Raw genomic sequence first — 19,670 nt, forward strand, 5'->3', positions numbered from 1 at the left:
TTTATTACCACGCTAACTTAGTGAACCGTATCCCCCAGAGCGATTTGTGTTGCAGATGTCTGATCACCTGTTGGCAGGTGGATGAGGGCGATGGTGCCAACGCCATCCTGTGAGCGCAGGCGTAATGAACCGCCGTGCATTTCTGTCAGGGAGCGGGCAATCGCAAGGCCAAGGCCTGAGCCTTTATAAGTCTTGGAGAATTCTGCCTCAACCTGCTCGAATGGACGGCCAATCTTTTGCAAGGCATGCTGCGGGATACCGATGCCGTTATCTTCAACGTAGATATTGATGGCGCCATGGGCCTGACGTGTACGGATGGTGATGCAACCGTTGTCATCAGTGAATTTGGCCGCATTCTGGAGCAGGTTGACGAGAATGCGGTGAAGCGCAGACTGATCAGCCGGGACGCAGATTTCTTCAGGGATAACGTCAACCGTGACAGAGAGGCCCTTGAGATCAACCTGTTCCTGAATGGAAGTCAGGGCAGTATGAATGGCTTCATTGACCTTAACGTCTGTCTTATTGAGTGTGAGGCGGCCATCTTCGATGCGTGACATTTCGAGAATGTCTTCAATGACTCCCAGAAGGCTCTGGCCGCTATTCAGGATATCCTGAGTATATTCTTCATAACGTTCTGAGCCGAGCTTTCCGAATACGCCAGCCTTCATCATATCAGCGAAACCGATGATGGCATTGAGTGGTGTACGGAGCTGGTGGCTCATGTTGGCAAGGAATTCAGACTTGGCACGATTAGCTGTTTCAGCTTTTGCCTTCTGTTCCAGATAACGCTCTGCAAGGTCAGCCATCTGCTGTGCCTGATCTTCGAGCTGCTCACGGGAAGCCTGAAGGTCAGAGATCGTTGCAATCAGGCGGCGCTCGGATTCAAGCAGTTGTTCTTCGTGTTTCTTAAGTGGTGTAATATCAACACCAACCGAGACATAGCCACCATCGCGTGTCCGGCGCTCATTAACCTGCAGCCAGCGGCCATCACCAAGTTCAGCTTCAAAGCTGTAAGGTGTATCGCTTGCGCCATTCTGCATGTTGCTGTGACGGATGACAGGCTCACGGGCATGCTGGATCACTTCTGCATAAGTCATGCCAGGTGCAACGGCGCTCATTGGCAGGTTGTAGAGGTGGCGGAACTTTGAGTTGCAAAGTACGAGACGGTTATTGTTATCCCAGAGAACAAAAGCTTCAGAGATGGCCTCAATTGCATCACGCAGGCGGGCATCATTGGCTTCTGTTTTTTCTTCCAGGCGGCGCTGTTCTGTTGTGTCGATAACAATGCCGACGAGATGGGCATCACGACCAGCCTCATTGTGCATCATCTCTGCACGGGCGCGCATCCATACCCAGTCAGAAGAAGCTGTACGCAGGCGGAACTCGTGATCAACCTGAGATGTCTCCTGATTGGCGAGCTGATCAGCAATCGCATAGAGATCAGGGTCTTCAGGGTGGATCATCGCATTGACCTCACCGAAGGAAAGGAATTCTTCGCCACGCTCATAACCAAGCATCTGGTACATGGAATCTGACCAGTAGATACGGCCACGGGCGATATCCCAATCCCAAAGGCCGCAGCGGCCACGGTTCAGGGCGGAGTCGATACGCTCACGGACACGCTCGCAGATATTGTCGGCAACTGTTGCGCGCTCTGCCTGCAGGAAGTAGGCAAGGCCGATACCGGACAGAACAATCATGATGGCGATGAGCAGAACAACCTGATTGATGGTGCGGGTATTCCAGCCAGCATAGAGATCGCTCATAGGCTGGACGATGGCGATATACCCACCAGAGGTCGTCAGATTACGGACAGTAGCGATCGCTTCTGAGCTGTCAGCCAGTTTGACTGTCATAACACCAGCGCGATCTGCAAACAGTGTAACAGGCTGGCCTGCGCCAAAGAGCGCTTCAAGAGTTAAAGGAATGTTCTGGGAAGTTGGATAGGATGCAAGAACAGCACCATCAACATTGGTGAGTAACAGTGTGCGGCCCTGTGTCAGGGAAGTGGCAGGAAGGAGCTTGGCAAAAGCCGTCAGCTTCGCCATCGCATCGGAAACTTCCGTCATTGCGCGGGTCTGGTCAAACTTCGTTGCAGACAATGTTGCAACGATATCAATGTTGCCGATTGCTTCATCAAGGATAGCCTGACGGGCTGCACGTGACTGCAGCCAGACACCTGTTGCAAGTGTCAGCAAGAAGCAGCCAACGAGCGCCGGAATCACATAACGGAGCCATGGCTCCATGCGTGCGATATGCCGAAATGCCGGGTTGGTTGCCGATCGGGCAATGCCAAGTATGGTCGCTGCGCGCACAGGCGCGACTGCGGTCTCCGCCTCCATGCGAAGTCCTTTCAGAATCCTAGTAAAACATCCCATCAGGAGGATGTGCCGCATCTCCCCGAATCGCCACTAATAGAATCATTGCCAGCTGATTTGTCCAGATGAAAACTGCAATTTGGTGATAAAAAATTAACTATATTTTATGAATTGTGGATATCGCTAAAATCAGCAGTAGCCGAAGTGTTTTACAGCCCTAGTTTGCGGTCTTGAGTTTGAAGTTGGAAAAATCTTTTAGTTAGAGTCAGTTGGCTGTTTTTGAATGCAGGATCGTTCATGGATGAGGGTAACTTGAGGGCTGTTGAAGCAAATATCCACATCCATGCGTAGAAAAAACAGATATGCCCGCTTAGAAATAATTATCGGATACGATCACCCAGTAAAAAGCCCCTCGCATGTACGAGGGGCTTTGTTGTTCTTATGCGAGAGAGCGCTGGACGATATCGCTCGTATCTCGTGAAAGGTCAGGTTGAGCGGCGATGCGTTTCAGAGCCGCCTCAGCATGAGCCTGTCTCACGCCATTCATTCGACGCCATGAGCCAAAAGCCGTCAGAAGGCGTGCTGTAATCTGCGGATTGATCTTATCAAGCTTTATGGCGAGATCAGCGAGAAGGTCATATCCTTTGCCGTCTGCACGGTTGAACTGTGTCAGGTTTGACATGGCAAAAGCGCCATAGACAGCACGAACCCTGTTTGGATTTGAGATTGCGTAAGCAGGATTCTGGGTAAGGCGTTCAATACGCCCCAGAACGCTTTCTTCAGGAATGACAGCTTGCAGGGCAAACCATTTATCCAGAACCAGTGGCTCATTGCTGTAGCGCTTGCCAAATTCTGTAAAGGCGTTTTCACGCGCATTACCAGGAATGTGGCTTAATACGCTAAGGGCTGCAAAGTGCTCTGTCATATTGGTAGCAGACTGGATTTGCGCCTGTGCAAGTTTTTCACCTTCAGCACTGTTGTTGCAGGCTATCAGGTCAAGCAACAGATTGCGTAGGGAGCGCTTGCCTGCGCTGGCGGCATCCGGGCTATAAGGGCCTGTATTTGCCAGAGAGTTATAAAGCGGTACCAGAACAGGCGAAAGGACGCTGGAAAGAATACGCTTCAAGATTGTCCGGCTCTTGAAAATAGCATCAGGATCGATATCCGAACCAATCTCCTGAATGATATCGCTTTCACCCGGCATTGTCAGGACAAGAGCCGTAAAGGCCGGGTCACTGGCAGCTGTCTCATTGGTGAACTCAAGGAGTGAGCTTGCGAAAGCTTCAATCTCTGCCTTGCAATCTTCCCCATTGACCATCCGTACCAGAAGGCGCGTTGCAATGGTTTGTGCAGCTTGCCAGCGGTTGAATGGGTCGCTGTCGTGAACAAGGAGTGTCAGGAGGTCTTTACTATCAAGCTCCAATGAGACTTTGACAGGGGCTGAGAAGTTCCGGAAGACGGAAGGTACAGGCTCTTCGCTTACATTGCTGAAGACGATGCTGTCGGAGGCCTTATCAAGTACGAAGACACCATTTTCATTCACACTGGAACAATCAAGTGGCAGATCACCCTTTGAAGTAACAAGCCCGAGAGAAACCGGAATAACCAGTGGCTCTTTGCTTGGCTGCCCGGGTGTTGGCTGGGTCACTTGTGTGAAATCAAGCTTATATGTTTTGGCTGTTGCGTCGTAATGGCCTTTGACGGTGATGTGTGGCGTACCGGCCTGTCCATACCATTTGGCAAAATGGGAGAGATCTTTGCCAGAGCTTTGCTCAAACGCACCGAGGAAGTCTTCCATGGTAGCGGCTGTGCCGTCACAGGAATCAAAATAGATATCCATGCCTTTGCGGAAGGCGTCCGCCCCGATCAGGGTTTTGAGCATACGGACGAGTTCTGCACCTTTTTCATAGACGGTTGCCGTATAGAAATTGTTGATTTCGCTATACTGCGGAGGCCGTACAGGATGGGCGAGAGGGCCTGCATCTTCAGGGAACTGACGGGCGCGTAACGTTTTGATGTCAGATATCCGGCAGACTGGACGTGAGCGCTCATCAGCAGAAAACTCCTGATCACGGAAAACCGTCAGGCCTTCCTTGAGGCATAGCTGGAACCAGTCACGACATGTAATGCGGTTGCCTGTCCAGTTATGGAAATACTCATGGGCAATGACGGATTCAATGCCGGCATAATCGCCATCAGTTGCGGTTTCACTCGAGGCAAGAACATATTTGTCATTGAAGATGTTCAGGCCTTTGTTTTCCATGGCGCCCATGTTGAAGTCCGAGACGGCGACAACATTGAAGACTTCCAGATCATATTCACGACCGAAGGTTTGTTCATCCCACCGCATGGAGCGTTCAAGTGCATCAAGGGCATAATCAGCCCGGTCACCTTTACCTTTTTCAACATAGACCGCGATATCAACATCACGACCACTCATAGTCTTGAATGTTTTACCAACATGGTCGAGGTTTCCGCCGACGACGGCAAACAGATAGGCAGGTTTAGGGAAGGGGTCATGCCAGATTGCATAATGTCTGTTGCTATCTGGTACATCTCCACGCTCATTCGGGTTGCCGTTACCAAGTAGCACGGGTGCATCGTTCCGATCTGCTTCAAGACGTGTCGTATAAACTGTCATGACATCCGGGCGGTCAAGGAAGTAGGTGATCCGGCGAAAACCTTCAGCTTCACACTGGGTGCAATAGATGCCGTTAGAGCGGTACAAGCCCATGAGCTTTGTATTGGCTGTGGGGTTGAGGGCTGTCTCAATGGTCAGGTCAAAGACGCGCTCAGGAAACTTGCGAATGACCAATGATTGTGGAGTAGCCTCATAATCTGAAGGAGAGACTTCTTCGCCTTCAATTTTGACAGACTTTAAAACCAGTTCATCACCATCAAGGGCCAGTGGCGCACTTGGGTTCCCCGCAGGATTACGCAGTAGCGTGATGGTACTGATGACGCGTGTCTCAGTTGGGTGAAGAGAAATATCCAGATGTACTTTCTCGATATGGAAATCACTGGGGCGATAATCTTCGAGACGAACGATTGGGGTGGTATCTGTTTTCATTTCTCTTCTTCCAGAAAGCTGGTCGGTAGATTGTTCCTGAAAGCTGGTATCTTTCAGGATGATTTCAATTAGCCGGTTGTTTAAGCTTTGCGCTTCGGTTCTGCGTGGCCCACAACACGGATGACATCAGGGTGCTGGCTTCTGAACATACGCTCAAGCTGATCAACGCATTTATGAACCGTGGTAACGTTTTCTGATGCATCAACATAGCAGTGATAATTCACAACCAGACCTGCATCAGATGTTCGTGCTCTGACAGAATGAATGTCTTCAATCAGGCCAATGGATTGAGCCATTTCTTTCAGGCAAAGGGCAATCTTCTCATTTTCCTTCGAGCGTAAATCACAAACGCTTAAAGGTTTGGGGTTCAGAGGTTCAATATGTGTATCGACTTCTGTGTCTTCGCCAAATTCGTTACGGATAGCCGTTTCAAGTTTGGTTGCCAGCATATGAGCTGCTCCCAGACTGAGACGTCCATCAACTTCAAGATCACAACTGACGCTAAGCTTGCCATCAATGTTTTGAATAATAACGTTGTGTAGTGGAAGGCGCTGTTTTGCAGAAATCAGCATGACACGTTCAAACATCGTTTCATCATCAAGCTGAGCAGGGTTGGCAATCACCGTCAGGTCGACGTTCGGTACGACCTTCTGAATTGCCTCTGTGATGTTGTCTTTGACTTTCACGACCTTATCGAGTGGTAATGTTCTTGAAACAAGCACATTAACTTCAGCAAAGACGTCGCCGCCTGCTGGTCGTGCCCTGACATTTTCAACGACGGCCACACCTGGAATATCTTCAACAGTGCGCTGGATCAGTTCAGAGATACCAGCGGGTGCCGTATCAATCAGTGTATTGATGGTGCGAATAGCCAGTCTGATACCTGAGACGGCAATGAAAGCAGCAACGATGAGGGCCGCGACCGCATCAGCCTGCTTAAAGCCAAGCCATACCCCGACAAGAGCGGCAAGAACCATTACTGAATTTACAAGATCTGATGCAAAGTGAAGGGCGTCAGCCTCCAGAGCTTCACTGTTGGTTGCTTTTGCAACGCGCTTCAGTGTGAACCAGCGCCATGCATCTAAGCCAATGGCTGCAAAAAGGATGGCAATTGCAAACCAGTGCGGGATGACTTCGCCTGAGCCTGTGCTCAGGCGCTTAACACCTTCAATGCCGATAATGCCTGCGAGTAAAAGAAGGAAAACAGTTTCGATAAGGGCTGCAACTGATTCTATTTTACCGTGACCAAACTGGTGATCTGCGTCTGCTGGCTGGTGTGCTTTGCGAATGGCCAGCCACGTGATTGTCGTGAAGACGACATCCAGCAGGCTGTGCAGTGCATCCGATATTAAAGCCAGAGAGCCGGTTAATACACCGCCTATTGCTTTGGCAATCGTAATGAAAGCGCTGACGAGAATTGAGCGGAATGCAACCGTCTCCTTTAGGTTGGAATGATCGTGTCCTGCATGAGCCATTGTTGATACCCGCTAATTAACTGCTATGTTCGCTTAAACGGTTTTACGTATAACGAAAAGTCATCTTAAGAGATTTAGAGAGCCTGTCGCATATCAGGTGTGTTAAAACGCGCTTTATCCTGTCATAGAGCAGGAGTACAGCTAGTGCATTATTCTTATAAGTGGAGATAATCCGGTGCAATACGCCCATTCCATGATCCGTGTATCCAATCTGGATGAAACAATTGCCTTCTTTGACAAGACGCTCGGTCTTATCGAGATCCGTCGTTATGATAGCGAAAAGGGCCAGTTCACAAACGTATTTCTGGCATCGGAAGATGATGTGAAAGCTCATAAAGATGGTGTCGTGCCTTGTATTGAGCTGACCTATAACTGGGGTGATCATACCTATACAGGTGGTCGTAATTTCGGGCATCTCGCCTTTTATGTTGATGATCTCTATGCCGCTTGCCAGCGTATTCTTGATGCAGGTGTTGAAGTAAACCGCCCACCACGTGATGGTCATCTGGCATTCTTCAAGACACCTGATGGTATCTCTATTGAGCTTATCCAGAAGAATGGTAGTTTGCCGGTACAGGAACCTTGGGTTTCCATGCCAAACTCTGGCACATGGTAATCACTGGTTCTGACTTCAGATAAAAGAAAGTCCCGTTATGCTTCGTGTTGTAAGTGTTACCCGTAAACCGGCTGTCAAAGCTGATCTCATAATTGATACTGTCGTTCTTGATCATGAGGCGCGGCAGCAGAAATCTATGAGCCTGTTTGGTGAAAACGGTACTAAAGCTGAGTTCGCTTCAGATAAGGCCCCGAACCTTAAGGACGGCGACGCGCTTAAGCTTGAAGACGGGAAACTGTTGCTGGTTAAGGCTGCGAATGAAAACCTGCTTAAGGTAACAGCTGAGAACCCGCTGCGTCTTGTGCGTCTGGCATGGCAGCTTGGTTCACAGCATGCTTTGGTTGAAGCAACAGCTGATGCATTGTTTGTCGAACGAAGTGCTGCTCTGGAAGAACTGGTACGCGGGCAGGGCTGCTCTTCGGAAGCTGTTGAGCGCCCATTCAATCCGGAACAGGCTGCCCATAGCCATGATTGCTGTCATCATGATCACGATCATGGGCATCACCACCATCATCATGACCATGGTGAGGGTTGTGGGTGCGGCGGTCACGGTCATGACCATAGCCACCATGCTGAGCACAAACATGACCACCATGATCATGGCGAATGCGGCTGCGGTGGGCATGGTAAACATGATCATCACCACGGGCATGATCACAAGCACGATTAAGCACAGGCTTAACCTTTAAAATAAATAAGCTGGCTATGGAAACATAGCCGGCTTTTTTCATGAATGAAGACCAACAGTAGTACTAAATTTGCATTTAGGTATGTGCTTAAAACTTTCCCATATTGAAAAGCCTACCGTTCAGCTCTCCATCATGGAGACGTAAAATAATCTCGTCATCAGCAAAGGTCACAATTTGGTCTTCCTCATCTCGAGGCAGATCAGAGGCAATGAGCGTCATGATATACTGCAGTTTTCTATGACTAACCTGTTCTCGTACAATCTCCAGAAAGGATAACTTCACACGATCATCAAGTGCTTCTAAAATACCATCGTGATAGACAAAATGAAAGAATGGGATATCCTCATAAACACGCAACAATGCAAGATCAAAGAGCGCACACGTTAGCTTCTTAAAGCTGGTTCCGTCACCTTGGCTTGACGCGACGCCTTTTTGACCAGTTAATCCCAAACTGATTTCATAATCAAGATTGTTGTTGGAGTTCACTCGGAAGTAGAAGATGCCATCATGGTTTAAAACCCTCTGGCAATACTCATTGAATATCCGTGTAAAGCGTTCATATATCTTAGTTGGCTTTGCAAGCATTGCCTTTATTTCATCAACGACACGTCCTCTGTCGCGCTCTGCTTCACGAACCTGTCTAGCTGTCTCAACAACAGAAGAAAGCTTTTTATGTTGCTCATCAAGGTAAACTAACTGAGCTCGCTGTTTAGCAATGTCTTTTTGAAGTGCCTTAAATTTCTCAAAAGTATCTGTCGATCGTAACACTTTAAGACGTTGCTCACGCTGTAGATCTAGTTCGGTTTTACGCTCCTCTGACTGCCGAAGACTAATCTCAAGTTCATTGCAACGCTTTCGGAGCGTTGCATTTCGCTCCTGAGTTACTTCCTTTTTAAATTTGACAAGATTCTCGTACTGATTTTTCAACTGATCTGGAAAGTGAAGTTTTGCCTCCATAAAGATGGATTGAACTTCGTTCAAGTCGAATTTATCTTTGTGCTTCAAAGAGCTTTTGATTTGACTAATATCGTATCTGTCAGCGTAGATTTTCTGGTTAAGTACAGCAATTTCGTGCTCAATATTTTCAACAAGCTCCCGCATGATATTACGTTCTTCGTTATCAAATCGGAATGCATCAAGTTGGGTTTCAATTTCTTCGACCTGCTGATGTAATACGCTGAGCTCAGCCGTAAGTTTGGGAAGGTCTTCCTCTTTGAATTGAACCTCCGCCTGTTGCTCGCTTTGCTTTACCTGCAATTTTTGGATTAAATCATCCAATTCATATTTCCGCATTATCGCAGTCTGATTGAAACCAAAGAGATGCGCAACAAATGGCTTCCAATGAAGATCGCGCCCAGCCTGAAATTTCTGCAGTTGGAGTTCATCCGCCCAATCGCCCTGAGCTCGCAAAAAATATGTAAGGGCCTTACGATAATCGTAAGGCTTCAGTGTGCGTAAGTCCAACCAAGCATCAAGAAGTTTGATCGCTTCTTCAATTGGTAAATCAGGGTGATCCCACGCATCATCATCAGCCTTATTAAGATTTTGATTGGCCTCTTTATGACGCGTTAATGCTATACGTGTGGGGCTTTTTACACTTCGCTTAATTGTCGCGTATTCACCGCTATTAAGGGCAATTTCTAGATAAAAAATAAAATTCTCGAAGCGATCACGATGCTTATGTAGAAAATTTTCTTTTGACCATCCCTTTAACATCATGAAGTCTATTAGATGCAAAAGAGTCGTCTTACCAAGATTGTGTGAACTTTTTTTACGATCCTTTGGATGCTTAACGTCACCAAGCACAACATTAAGCCGATTTGAATCTGCCCCATGATTGAAAACAATCGGGGCAAAAATATCTGGTTGATTTGAATACATATGACTGATTTGCATATTCAATCTGCTTTGTATTCGAGAGTGTCATTTTTGATATGGTATTCCACTCGCCCAAGCAAGAAAAGAAGGTCAAGTGCAGGTAGAAATGAGAGCTCACCGTCAGGCCCAACACGACGTATGACAAAGGCCCTCAACTTATCAAACTCATAGACACCCCGCTTCTGTAATTCGCGAAGGAGGAGACTAAACACTCGCAATAGCGAGGTATCAAGGTTAAGGTACTTCTTAGGCGTCAGCATAAGTGAGATCCTTGCTTTCGTCTTGTTGTTTGATACCAATATCACAATTGACATACATATAGTGAAGCAAGAGTGTGATTAGTCGCCGCTTGCCTCTAAGTGCGTCCTTTTTTTGCTGAATTTGTTCGTACATATACGTAAAAATATCATCAAAAGTATCAAATTGAGAGCGATTAGTTATAATTTTTTGCTTTAGCTCGTCTGCAGCATCATGATAAAGTGCTGCAAATTCTTCATTGCGCGGATTTTGTAGAAACTGCCCAACACGTTCAAAATGCTGCATGGATTGAGCAACAATCATTTGGCGGTAGTATTCGTCAGAAACTCCATTAAGCCTATTTTTCAACGGCGTCTTAAGTTTTCCAAAATCGATCGCGCTTTGAAAAACGCTATCCGTATGATCTTTCGTATACTCACTAAGTGCCCTGATAACCTCAACGAGATCGTCCGCATCAAAACGGAGCGGCGAAGGGGCTAGCTGATTAGGTAAAGTTTCCCGAATATCAGCATTATCATCAAGCGTAATGTGTAGCTTCTCAACCCCTATGATGTTTGCTGACGTTATACCCAGTGCAGAAAGTTCCTTCATATATTTTTCGTCAGTACCGCCTGAGTATTTCCTGTTCGTGAATAATAAATAATGATCACATATACCTTGGTTTTTCAGACGTTCGATTTTAGGGTGCTCTTTGCGAAGGAGTGTGGCGAAGTCAGAATCAGAGCATGATTTATTGGGTGCTCCAACATGCTTCGCCTGAAGAACAAAATGTCCCGAATACGGTGAAGTTTCGCTAGGAAATGAGTTCGCAGTGCCGTGAAACTTTCCATCACGACCACCATCCTTCCCTTTGGCGAATGGTGAAACACCTTCTCCAAGCCAACGCACACAGATGCGAACGACGAGTTTCTCAAACTCATCCTCATTTAATTCATGAAGTCTGTAGTCGCGTGGTGTCATAGTCTTAGAAATATAGAAAATTTTTATTTTCGCGAACCAACTAAACACAATGGCTCATGTATTGCAATCACAGGTTCGTCCTCATTTTAATATCTCCTCCTAATTACCTCTTACTTTGTAGGGGCAGGCTTAGGAATAGAACGAATGAACGAAGACCAACGATATTGTTAAGCTTGTGTTCAGTTGAAATTAACGAAAAAGACGCAACTAAGGCTGCTTTGTCACGATATGGTTAGAAACTTGTCATACTCCTGCCAAGGTCGCCTTTTAGAACTTCACCATGGATAGGGATTGAACCTAAGAGGGTCCCATGCATGAAAAGGAGGAAGACATGAACACATTCATTCTTTTTCGTCGCAAGTCGGAAGCCGATTTTTGCTGCGCTGTTCCTGAAGGTAAAGCCGTACCCGGCTTCCTGACAGAAGGCGCCTGGGAAATGTCCGGCAAGATTGGTGAAGGCGACAAGGCATGGCCAAGTGATTTCCATGCTGCGTCAGCGAATGCTTGCGTTAAACTGAATGGCTATTACCTGTTTCAGTCCTGCTGAAACCGGAGAGTCTAAGACTTATTTGTCTTAAACAGGTTTTAAAGGGCGTGAACAATGGGAGAATTCTCTCGTTCTTCACGCCCTTTGTTTTGCACGATCCATGAAAGCGGTTTATAGGTTTGCGAGAGTAAGGCTAAAGAGCGACAGGATAACTGTCAGGCTCTGCATTTGAATTATTAGACTACAATGACAAAGAATTATAGAGATGGTGGAATGCGCTTTTCTGTAGCGCCTATGCTGGATTGGACTGATCGTCACTGCCGGGCGTTTCACCGTGTCTTGAGTCGTCATGCACTGCTGTATACCGAAATGGTAACGACAGGCGCTATTCTGTATGGGCCACGCGAAAGACTGCTATCTTATGGAGAGACGGAGCATCCGGTTGCCGTGCAGCTTGGGGGCTCCAGCCCGAAAGATCTGGCGGAATGTGCCCGTATCTGTGCTGACTATGGCTATGATGAAATCAACCTGAATGTTGGTTGCCCGTCTGACCGGGTTCAAAATGGTGCTTTTGGCGCCTGTTTGATGCTTGAGCCTGAAATCGTTGCAGAATGCGTTTCTGCCATGAAGGCCGTCGTATCTCTTCCTGTCACAGTCAAGTGCCGTATTGGTGTGGATGATCAGGAGCCGGAAGTCGCTCTGTTTACGCTTGCTGAAAAGGTTGTTGCGGCTGGTGTGGATGCTCTCATTGTCCATGCCCGCAAGGCTTGGCTGAAAGGTTTATCACCTAAAGAGAACAGAGATGTTCCGCCACTCGATTATCCATTGGTTCATCGCTTGAAGCAGATGTATCCGGATATTCCCATGGCTATTAATGGTGGTATCGCAGACTGGGAAACGATTACCCAGCAGCTTGAGCATATGGATGGGGTCATGGTTGGCCGCGCAGCCTATCAGGAACCGGAAATGCTTTTAGAGGTTGATCAGCGTCTTTTCGAAGATGATAGGCCAGTCCGAAACTCTTTCGAGGCTGTTGAAGCTTATGAGCCTTATATCGCTTCGCAATTAGAACAGGGCCAGCGTTTAAGCCAGATGACGCGGCATATGCTTGGGTTGTTTGCGGGACAACCCGGTGCCCGGCTTTACCGCCGCCATCTGGCGACAGAAGCGGTTAAGCGTGAGGCTGGTCTGGAAGTTTTACATCAGGCTGTTGAACTTATCCGTCAGCAGACAATCCGCCAGCAGGAAATCCTTGAATCGGCGAACTGATTTTTAGTTCGCTTTCCTGAAAATAAGCCGATTACCCCGGACTTCATATGAAGAAAGCCGATTGAGGAAGGTCATTCCAAGCAGGTTTTCTGACAGATTTCCCTTTTGGGCAATGAGTGCCGGGACATCATATTCCGTAATTGAGCTGATGGTGATTGCCTTAATCCTGTAAGGGGAGGCCTTGGTTCTGCCATTTGCTGTATAGACGGGTTGAGAAAACTCAAGGTTGTCGACGTCTATTTTAAGCGCAACAGCCGTTTCATGCATGAGCACAACGGTTGTCGCCCCCGTATCGAAGGCAAAACGCGTCTGATAACCATCAATGTTGCCAACCAACGTGAAGCTATTCTCACCACTTTTGATTGTTACAAGCTCGCCAGCCTTATTCTCAGCAACACGACCGGGCTGAATATTGCTGATCCAGTTATCCATATAAGCGGCAAAATCATCTTGTCTGACATAAATAATGGCTGGCAGAAGCGCAAAGATCAGGGCGACAGCCGCGCTTAACTTCCATGGTTGATGGCGCCGGATATGAGTGAATACGCGGCCAGCAAGGGCAGAGAGTAGTGCGAGAAAGGCCAGAAAACACGCAATCTCCACAGGGCTAAAACCAAGCAGAGGTTGTTTCAGGTCTGTAAAGGCAAGTAAGGCCAGTGCCAGAAAGGCGATGGAGAGACTTGTCAAACTCCACATTGATTTACTGCTCCCTGATAACGTCCTGAGCTTTTGGGTTTCCAATCAGTGTTTTTCTATTGGGTAACATGCTCATAATTTTCTGACGTTCTGTATCTGATAGTTCGCGCCACGACGCAATTTCACGGAGGCTTCTATGGCAACCGCGACAGAGATTGCTGATTTTATCAATCTCGCAGATGTTGATGCATGGAGAGATTACTGCCATGCCAGACTTCCCAGTACACTGAGATAAACAGCAATTTCGCCAAGCAACTGGGCGGCTCCCGCAACATCGCCTGTCTGGCCATTAATCATTCGTTTGGAGAACCGGGCCATCAGATAACTGACTAATAAGGCACTCAAAGGTGCAAGATAGATACCAGCGAGTGGCAGACCACAAACATATCCCAGACAAAGCGCCAGGACCCATGCAATGACAAGGCCGGAAATATAATTGGGCCATGATGTCCTGCCAACAGATCGAGACATGCCATCCGAGCGGGCAGAAGGTAGGGCAACAAGAATATAGAGTGCCGAGATTCGGGAGAGGAAGGCAGCAATCACGATGCAGGTAGCACTGCCCAATAAGGTCAGGCCGCCTGATACACCAGCCAAAGCAGACACACGAACGATGAATGCAAGTACCAGTGCTGATGCCCCAAATGAGCCAATCAGACTGTCTTTCATGATGACAAGGCGTCGTTCAATTGTCGCTCCGCCACCAAACCCGTCAGCCGTATCTGCCAGTCCATCCTCATGAAAGGCACCGGTTATGAATGTCATAGCGGCAATCGCAAGCCCGGCAGCAACCATGTCATTCCTGAACAGCCAGCTTGTCAGGCAAAGTACCAGAGCACCAATTAACCCAATCAACATCCCAGCAAAAGGAAGGGCGCGGGGCATGTGGTCAAAGTTTGGAGCCCCATAAGGATCCGGCTCGCCGGGTAAGGGTGGAATAGGTAGCCGTGAGTAAAACCGAAGGCACTGAGCAACCGCCCATATAGGTGACAGATAGCCCTTGCTTTGTGGCGTTGTCTGGTCAGGTGTTTGATCTTTGTTGCTCAATTGACTTTTCCGAATCCAATCAAGGGGCTATAGCACATGCAGATTATTATTCTGCAAGTAGCTGTTGTTATCGGTTATACAGCTGCGTATCTGCAGTCGCTCACCTAAACCTGTATGACGGACAAAGCTATGCCTGACCAGTCAAAACACTCTCCATTTGAAGATATTCGCCAGATAATCAGTGCATTTCCATCGGTTGATGATCATGCTGTTGAAGCGGTTCGCAAACGCAATCAGCAGCTGACCAAGCCACCGGGAAGCATGGGGCGTCTTGAGTGGCTGGCAGAATGGCTGGCGGGCTGGCAGGGCAAGGCACAGCCGAGTATAGATCGCCCTCTGGTGGCCGTGTTTGCCGGTAGCCACGGTGTTGCTGAGCGTGGTGTATCGGCTTACCCATCTGAAGTTAATCACCAGATGCTGGCGAATTTTGCAGCAGGTGGCGCCGCTATTAATCAGATTTGCACGGCCTATGGCCTTGGCTTCAAGGTTTTTGATCTGGCAATTGATATGCCAACCAAAGATTTTGTTGAGGAGCCAGCAATGGATGAGAAGGCCTGTGTCGCAACAATGGCTTTTGGTATGGAAGCTTTGGCAGGTGAGACAGACGTTCTCGCTATTGGTGAGCTTGGTATCGGTAACACAACCTCGGCTGCGGCCATCTTTGCAGCCCTCTATGGTGGTAAGCCTGAGAGTTGGGTTGGTCGTGGAACAGGCGTTGATGATGCTGGTTTTGCACGTAAAGTTGCAGCTGTTGAAGCTGGTTTGAAGCGTCATGAAGCGCTCCTTTATGATCCGCTTGAGGTTCTGCGTTGCCTTGGTGGTCGTGAGATTGCAGCTATGGCAGGAGCCATTATTGCTGCACGCGTTCAGCGTATTCCTGTTGTTATTGATGGCTATGTTGCAACAGCAGCAGCAGCTGTTCTTCACGAGATTGATTCCTCTGCTCTAGATCATTGTGTTGCCGGACACATGTCCGCAGAAGGCAACCATCGTGATGTTCTGGAACGTCTAAATAAAATACCACTTCTGGCTTTAGGTCTGCATCTGGGTGAAGGAACGGGTGCTGCTATGGCAATGGGGGTTATTAAGGCTGCCGTGCAAATGCATAATGGTATGGCAACATTTGATCAGGCTGGTGTTTCAGGGGCAACGTCTGAACATACGCATTAATATACTGCGAGTGATTTGACGCACATTCAGTATGTATAGGTGGGTCTAGGTTAGTAGTTGTTGTTCCCAACCTCATCGAGACCCTTGGCGCGGCTATGCCGCGCCTTTTTTTATTTAAAATTCTGTTGCAGTGTCCTATAAGAAAAACGAGATAAAAAAGGATGTTGCATTGAATATTCGTATTCTGTCTATCGTTGCCCTGACACTGTGCGTGGTTTTTGTGCTGGTCAATGGCAATATTGATGGGCCATCAATAGAGGGGCCCTCGCCAGAAGCGAGAGAATATTTCAAGTATATCATTTCAGGTCTGCTGATTGCGTTTATTGGTTATCTTGCAATGACACGTCGTTAAGCAGGCTGGGGGTCACACTAGAAAAAAAAGAAATAACTTCTTGAGCAGGTTGGGTTCTAAGGGCTTTAGGCTCACTTCTTTATTGCGGCTGGTAATGCCTCAAACGTTACGTAGACGTATTGCGCTGCTGGTCGGCGTGATGATCTGCGTCCCTGTTATGATTATTGCCTATATCGTCGACATCCAGGGTCGTGATGCGCTGCTGGCAGAAAAGAGTGAAAAGCTATACGGCGCGACAAGGCTTCTCGATGACCTTCTGGCAGATGCCTATGTTCTGACGGATGAAGAGAAAAAGCTTAGCCGTCATGAAATCATTGAGCTTCTCAATCGGCGCACGTCACCTTTGGCTGAAAAAGTCGTCAATGCCTATCCAGGTCTAGGGGCCGGTTATTACCACCGTGGGCTTGATGTCATGATCACTTATGCACCTACGCGTGATTATGGCTATGTTGTTGGGCAGCCTATCAGTAAAGATCACATGGGCCGCTACGTGATGGAGGCCAATGAACCCGTACTGGCTTACGGCAGTCAGGTTCGTGGCAATATCATGAACTCCATGAAACCGATTGAGCGGAATGGAGAAGTTGTTGGCTATGTTTGGGCTAACGAGTTCTATGACAGTGTGCAGCTCCAGATGGCGCGAATGGACTGGAGCGTCATGGCTGTTATGGCCATAGGCTTGCTCATTAGTCTTGTCTTTGTTTTCTTTCTCTCAAGAAATTTTGGTCGGGAAGTCGACCAGATTAAAGGCGGTCTGCTCAAGCTGGAGTATGATCTGGGGAAGCCTTTGCCAGAGCTCCGTGGGGAACTTGGTGAAATTGCCGTCAGTGCCAATAAGATGGCTTCAGCTCTTATGGAGGCCCGCAGCCTCAACGAGAATATTCTGTCCAGTACGGGCGATGGCGTTCTCACAATCGATAATGACTTGCGCGTTACGATGATTAATCCGGCTGCTCAACGTATTATCGGGTTCGCGCCTGAGGAGATTTTACATCGCTCTTGTTATGAACTGTTCCCGCCATCAGAGGATACCCATAGCCCGATTGTGATTGAGGAGGGCTTTCTTGGCCCATTGCTCGATACTTTGCGTAACGGCACGAAATATACAGATATTGAAATTGATTACCCGTTGCATAACCGGATGGTGCACCTGATGGCTTCCACAGATGTAATCCGTAATGCACAGGGTGAAAATATTGGCGCTGCCATTTTTATGCGCGATATTTCCCAGACCAAGAATATGATGCGTCATATGGAAAGGGCAGAACAGCTCGCAGCTCTTGGTGAGCTTGTTGCCGGTGTTGCACATGAGGTGCGTAATCCATTGACAGCTATCCGTGGTTTTGTTCAGTTCCTTGATGAAGGCGCAAGTCCGGATGAACGTAAAGAATATACGGGGATCATTCTTAAGGAAGTTGATTCCATCAACCGCGTTATCCGGCAGTTGCTGAGCTTTGCGCGACCCACGCCGCAGCATTATCAGATGGCTAAACTGGGTGATCTGGTCAAGGATGCCCTTGTTCTGGTTAAAACGCGTAATGTTTCTGGGCGTATTGAGTTTATTCTTGATATCGATGAGAATGAGCCGGAAGTTGAAATTGACGGTGAATTGATCAAGCAGGTTCTGCTTAACCTTCTCCTCAACGCTGTGCAGGCGATTGAAACACAGGGCACGGTTACGGTTTCAGGAAAGCAATTGTCTGCTGATGAAGTTGAAATACGTATTTCTGATGATGGTTGCGGAATCTCGAAACGGAATCGCGAGAAGATATTCGCCCCATTCTATACAACGAAGCCAACGGGGACAGGCCTCGGTCTGTCGATCGTGCATCGCATTGTGACTGGCCATAACGGTGAAATAGATATTGAGAGTGTTGAAGGGCAGGGTACAACGGTTATCTTGCGTTTCCCGATAAAGCATAAGGAAGTGTAAGGTCATGAGCAGCAAAGATTGCAGTGTCCTTGTCGTTGATGATGAAGAGAATGTGCGCCGTTTATTGTCGGCTGTGCTGACACGTGAAGGCTACAACGTTGAGACAGCCAATGATGGGAAGGCTGGTCTTGCCCGTTTTTCTGAGTTGGTGCCGGATATCGTCTTAATGGATATCCGTATGCCGGAGTTAAGCGGTATTGATGCCCTGCGTGAAATGCGAGCCATCCGGCCTGATGCAACGGTTATTTTAATGACAGCTTATGCATCTGTTGAAACGGCCGTCGAGGCGATTAAACAGGGAGCTTATGACTATATCATCAAGCCGTTTGATCTTGAGGAAGTAAAGCTTCTGATTGATCGTGCGATGCAGATGCGGAGCATGAAGCAGGAAATCAACCTTCTGCATCGGGAGCTGTCCAATACTTTCCAATGGGGACGTTTTCTCACCAATAACCCCAAGATGATGGAGCTGTGTCGCGATACGGCAAAAATTGCCCAGAGCATGGCCACCGTGCTGGTCACGGGGGAAAGCGGGACGGGTAAAGAACTGATTGCCCGTGCCATCCATTATAATTCTCCACGTGCGCGTGGCCCTTTTATCAAGATCAATTGTGGGGCACTTCCTGAGACATTGCTGGAAAGTGAGCTTTTTGGTTACGAAAAGGGTGCTTTTACTGGGGCGCAGGTTCGCAAGATTGGTTTATTTGAAAGAGCACATGAAGGGACATTGCTTCTTGATGAAGTTGGAGAGATGTCGCAGAACCTTCAGGTCAAGCTCTTGCGCGTTATTCAGGAGCGTGAGTTTGAACGCGTTGGCGGAACGGAAACAATTAAGGCTGATATTCGTCTGATTGCTTCCACCAACCGTGACCTTGCGGCAATGGTGGAGGAAAAGACTTTCCGTCAGGATCTCTATTATCGTTTGAATGTTATTCATCTTCAAACTTTGCCATTACGTGAGCGACCAGAAGATATTGAGCTTTTGGCGAACCACTTTCTTCAGCATTTCTGCGATCAGAATAATCGCGAGATTTCCGGCCTTGATCCGGTCGCTCTTAAGTTAATGCAGGCGTATTCTTGGCCCGGAAACGTTCGTGAACTGGCTAATGCGATGGAACGTGCTGTCATCATGAGTCTCGGTAATATGATCTTTCCAGATGATCTGCCGACACAAATTGCTGAGAATGATGATCGTTATCTTGAAGCTGATCTTGAAGAGGATGCATCTGATGATATTGCGTTGGATGCCATTGATACAGATGAAGCAAGCCTGAAAGACAGTATGAAAGAATATGAGAAAGAGCTGATCCGTAAGGCTTTGCAACGCTCGGGTGGGAGCCGCATTAAAGCTGCCCAGCAGTTAGGTATCAGCCGTCGTTCCCTCATGTATAAATTGCAGGAATATCGGATCGACTGAATTGCAATAAATGGCAAAAGTGCAAAATTATGCAC

Annotated in this window: 17 protein-coding genes; 8 read left to right on the top strand and 9 right to left on the bottom strand. The window is 47.8% G+C overall.

Annotated features, from left to right (window positions below):
- Positions 1-17: 17 nt before the first annotated feature.
- The 3 genes from WJT86_RS05110 to WJT86_RS05120 form a co-directional block, all read right to left on the bottom strand.
- The gene (locus tag WJT86_RS05110; RefSeq protein ID WP_346336453.1) at positions 18-2,342 is read right to left on the bottom strand and encodes a sensor histidine kinase; all 2,325 of its coding nucleotides are present in this window, start codon (positions 2,340-2,342) and stop codon (positions 18-20) included.
- 415 nt (positions 2,343-2,757) lie between these two features.
- Positions 2,758-5,388: an aminopeptidase N gene (gene pepN / locus WJT86_RS05115; RefSeq protein ID WP_346336454.1), complete on the bottom strand. Its 2,631-nt coding sequence runs from the start codon at positions 5,386-5,388 to the stop codon at positions 2,758-2,760.
- Between the two features lie 80 nt (positions 5,389-5,468).
- Positions 5,469-6,863, bottom strand: coding sequence for a cation diffusion facilitator family transporter (locus WJT86_RS05120; protein WP_346336455.1), 1,395 nt, complete (start codon positions 6,861-6,863; stop codon positions 5,469-5,471).
- A gap of 175 nt (positions 6,864-7,038) precedes the next feature.
- On the opposite strand from WJT86_RS05120, the gene WJT86_RS05125 reads away from it, so the two are divergent.
- Positions 7,039-7,479 carry a VOC family protein gene (locus WJT86_RS05125; RefSeq protein WP_346336456.1) on the top strand — a complete coding sequence of 147 codons (441 nt, stop codon included), beginning with the start codon at positions 7,039-7,041 and terminating at the stop codon, positions 7,477-7,479.
- Positions 7,480-7,516: 37 nt separating this feature from the next.
- Positions 7,517-8,149 (top strand): urease accessory protein UreE, encoded by a 633-nt coding sequence (locus WJT86_RS05130; RefSeq protein ID WP_346336457.1) that lies wholly within the window; start codon positions 7,517-7,519, stop codon positions 8,147-8,149.
- Between the two features lie 106 nt (positions 8,150-8,255).
- Here WJT86_RS05130 and WJT86_RS05135 read toward each other — a convergent pair whose 3' ends face one another.
- Genes WJT86_RS05135 through WJT86_RS05140 form a run of 3 tightly spaced genes read right to left on the bottom strand, consistent with a single transcriptional unit; the run spans position 8,256 to position 11,312 of the window.
- Positions 8,256-10,064 (bottom strand): DUF2326 domain-containing protein, encoded by a 1,809-nt coding sequence (locus tag WJT86_RS05135; protein WP_346336458.1) that lies wholly within the window; start codon positions 10,062-10,064, stop codon positions 8,256-8,258.
- A 2-nt stretch (positions 10,065-10,066) separates the two neighbouring features.
- On the bottom strand, positions 10,067-10,360 hold the full coding sequence (locus tag WJT86_RS12285; RefSeq protein ID WP_407066911.1) for an ABC-three component system middle component 8: 294 nt from the start codon (positions 10,358-10,360) through the stop codon (positions 10,067-10,069).
- A complete protein-coding gene (locus WJT86_RS05140; RefSeq protein ID WP_346336459.1) occupies positions 10,293-11,312 on the bottom strand; it encodes an ABC-three component system protein in 1,020 nt (339 codons plus the stop codon). The genes WJT86_RS12285 and WJT86_RS05140 overlap by 68 nt, the downstream gene beginning before the upstream one ends.
- Before the next feature lie 283 nt (positions 11,313-11,595).
- Here WJT86_RS05140 and WJT86_RS05145 point away from each other — a divergent pair, with 283 nt between their 5' ends.
- Positions 11,596-11,811: a hypothetical protein gene (locus WJT86_RS05145; RefSeq protein ID WP_346336460.1), complete on the top strand. Its 216-nt coding sequence runs from the start codon at positions 11,596-11,598 to the stop codon at positions 11,809-11,811.
- 186 nt (positions 11,812-11,997) lie between these two features.
- The gene (dusA, locus tag WJT86_RS05150; RefSeq protein WP_346336461.1) at positions 11,998-13,020 is read left to right on the top strand and encodes a tRNA dihydrouridine(20/20a) synthase DusA; all 1,023 of its coding nucleotides are present in this window, start codon (positions 11,998-12,000) and stop codon (positions 13,018-13,020) included.
- A 3-nt stretch (positions 13,021-13,023) separates the two neighbouring features.
- Here dusA and WJT86_RS05155 read toward each other — a convergent pair whose 3' ends face one another.
- From WJT86_RS05155 to cobS, 3 genes are read right to left on the bottom strand one after another with little or no spacing between them, the layout of a single operon-like run.
- The gene (locus WJT86_RS05155; protein WP_346336462.1) at positions 13,024-13,716 is read right to left on the bottom strand and encodes a TIGR02281 family clan AA aspartic protease; all 693 of its coding nucleotides are present in this window, start codon (positions 13,714-13,716) and stop codon (positions 13,024-13,026) included.
- A 4-nt stretch (positions 13,717-13,720) separates the two neighbouring features.
- A complete protein-coding gene (locus WJT86_RS05160) occupies positions 13,721-13,924 on the bottom strand; it encodes a DUF1289 domain-containing protein (RefSeq protein ID WP_346336463.1) in 204 nt (67 codons plus the stop codon).
- Positions 13,915-14,763: an adenosylcobinamide-GDP ribazoletransferase gene (gene cobS, locus WJT86_RS05165; RefSeq protein ID WP_346336464.1), complete on the bottom strand. Its 849-nt coding sequence runs from the start codon at positions 14,761-14,763 to the stop codon at positions 13,915-13,917. The genes WJT86_RS05160 and cobS overlap by 10 nt, the downstream gene beginning before the upstream one ends.
- Before the next feature lie 129 nt (positions 14,764-14,892).
- Here cobS and cobT point away from each other — a divergent pair, with 129 nt between their 5' ends.
- From cobT to atoC, 4 genes are all read left to right on the top strand, one after another.
- A complete protein-coding gene (gene cobT / locus WJT86_RS05170) occupies positions 14,893-15,933 on the top strand; it encodes a nicotinate-nucleotide--dimethylbenzimidazole phosphoribosyltransferase (protein WP_346336465.1) in 1,041 nt (346 codons plus the stop codon).
- A gap of 169 nt (positions 15,934-16,102) precedes the next feature.
- Positions 16,103-16,285 (top strand): hypothetical protein, encoded by a 183-nt coding sequence (locus tag WJT86_RS05175; protein WP_346336466.1) that lies wholly within the window; start codon positions 16,103-16,105, stop codon positions 16,283-16,285.
- A gap of 94 nt (positions 16,286-16,379) precedes the next feature.
- Positions 16,380-18,218, top strand: a complete 1,839-nt coding sequence (gene atoS / locus WJT86_RS05180) for a two-component system sensor histidine kinase AtoS (RefSeq protein ID WP_346336467.1) — start codon at positions 16,380-16,382, stop codon at positions 18,216-18,218.
- Positions 18,219-18,222: 4 nt separating this feature from the next.
- A complete protein-coding gene (atoC, locus tag WJT86_RS05185; RefSeq protein WP_346336468.1) occupies positions 18,223-19,635 on the top strand; it encodes an acetoacetate metabolism transcriptional regulator AtoC in 1,413 nt (470 codons plus the stop codon).
- Positions 19,636-19,670 lie beyond the last annotated feature (35 nt).

The organism is Hohaiivirga grylli (assembly GCF_039655745.1).
GTDB lineage: Bacteria > Pseudomonadota > Alphaproteobacteria > Rhizobiales > Beijerinckiaceae > Hohaiivirga > Hohaiivirga grylli.

Bases quoted from the DNA above. Each gene is read 5' to 3' on its own strand.
- WJT86_RS12285 (WP_407066911.1), bottom strand. From the start codon at position 10,360: ATGTCAATTGTGATATTGGTATCAAACAACAAGACGAAAGCAAGGATC.
- WJT86_RS05135 (WP_346336458.1), bottom strand. From the start codon at position 10,064: ATGCAAATCAGTCATATGTATTCAAATCAACCAGATATTTTTGCCCCG.
- WJT86_RS05160 (WP_346336463.1), bottom strand. From the start codon at position 13,924: ATGGCAGTAATCTCTCCATGCATCAACATCTGCGAGATTGATAAAATC.
- WJT86_RS05120 (WP_346336455.1), bottom strand. From the start codon at position 6,863: ATGGCTCATGCAGGACACGATCATTCCAACCTAAAGGAGACGGTTGCA.
- WJT86_RS05110 (WP_346336453.1), bottom strand. From the start codon at position 2,342: ATGGAGGCGGAGACCGCAGTCGCGCCTGTGCGCGCAGCGACCATACTT.
- pepN (WP_346336454.1), bottom strand. From the start codon at position 5,388: ATGAAAACAGATACCACCCCAATCGTTCGTCTCGAAGATTATCGCCCC.
- atoC (WP_346336468.1), top strand. From the start codon at position 18,223: ATGAGCAGCAAAGATTGCAGTGTCCTTGTCGTTGATGATGAAGAGAAT.
- WJT86_RS05130 (WP_346336457.1), top strand. From the start codon at position 7,517: ATGCTTCGTGTTGTAAGTGTTACCCGTAAACCGGCTGTCAAAGCTGAT.
- WJT86_RS05145 (WP_346336460.1), top strand. From the start codon at position 11,596: ATGAACACATTCATTCTTTTTCGTCGCAAGTCGGAAGCCGATTTTTGC.
- dusA (WP_346336461.1), top strand. From the start codon at position 11,998: ATGACAAAGAATTATAGAGATGGTGGAATGCGCTTTTCTGTAGCGCCT.
- cobT (WP_346336465.1), top strand. From the start codon at position 14,893: ATGCCTGACCAGTCAAAACACTCTCCATTTGAAGATATTCGCCAGATA.
- atoS (WP_346336467.1), top strand. From the start codon at position 16,380: ATGCCTCAAACGTTACGTAGACGTATTGCGCTGCTGGTCGGCGTGATG.
- WJT86_RS05155 (WP_346336462.1), bottom strand. From the start codon at position 13,716: ATGTGGAGTTTGACAAGTCTCTCCATCGCCTTTCTGGCACTGGCCTTA.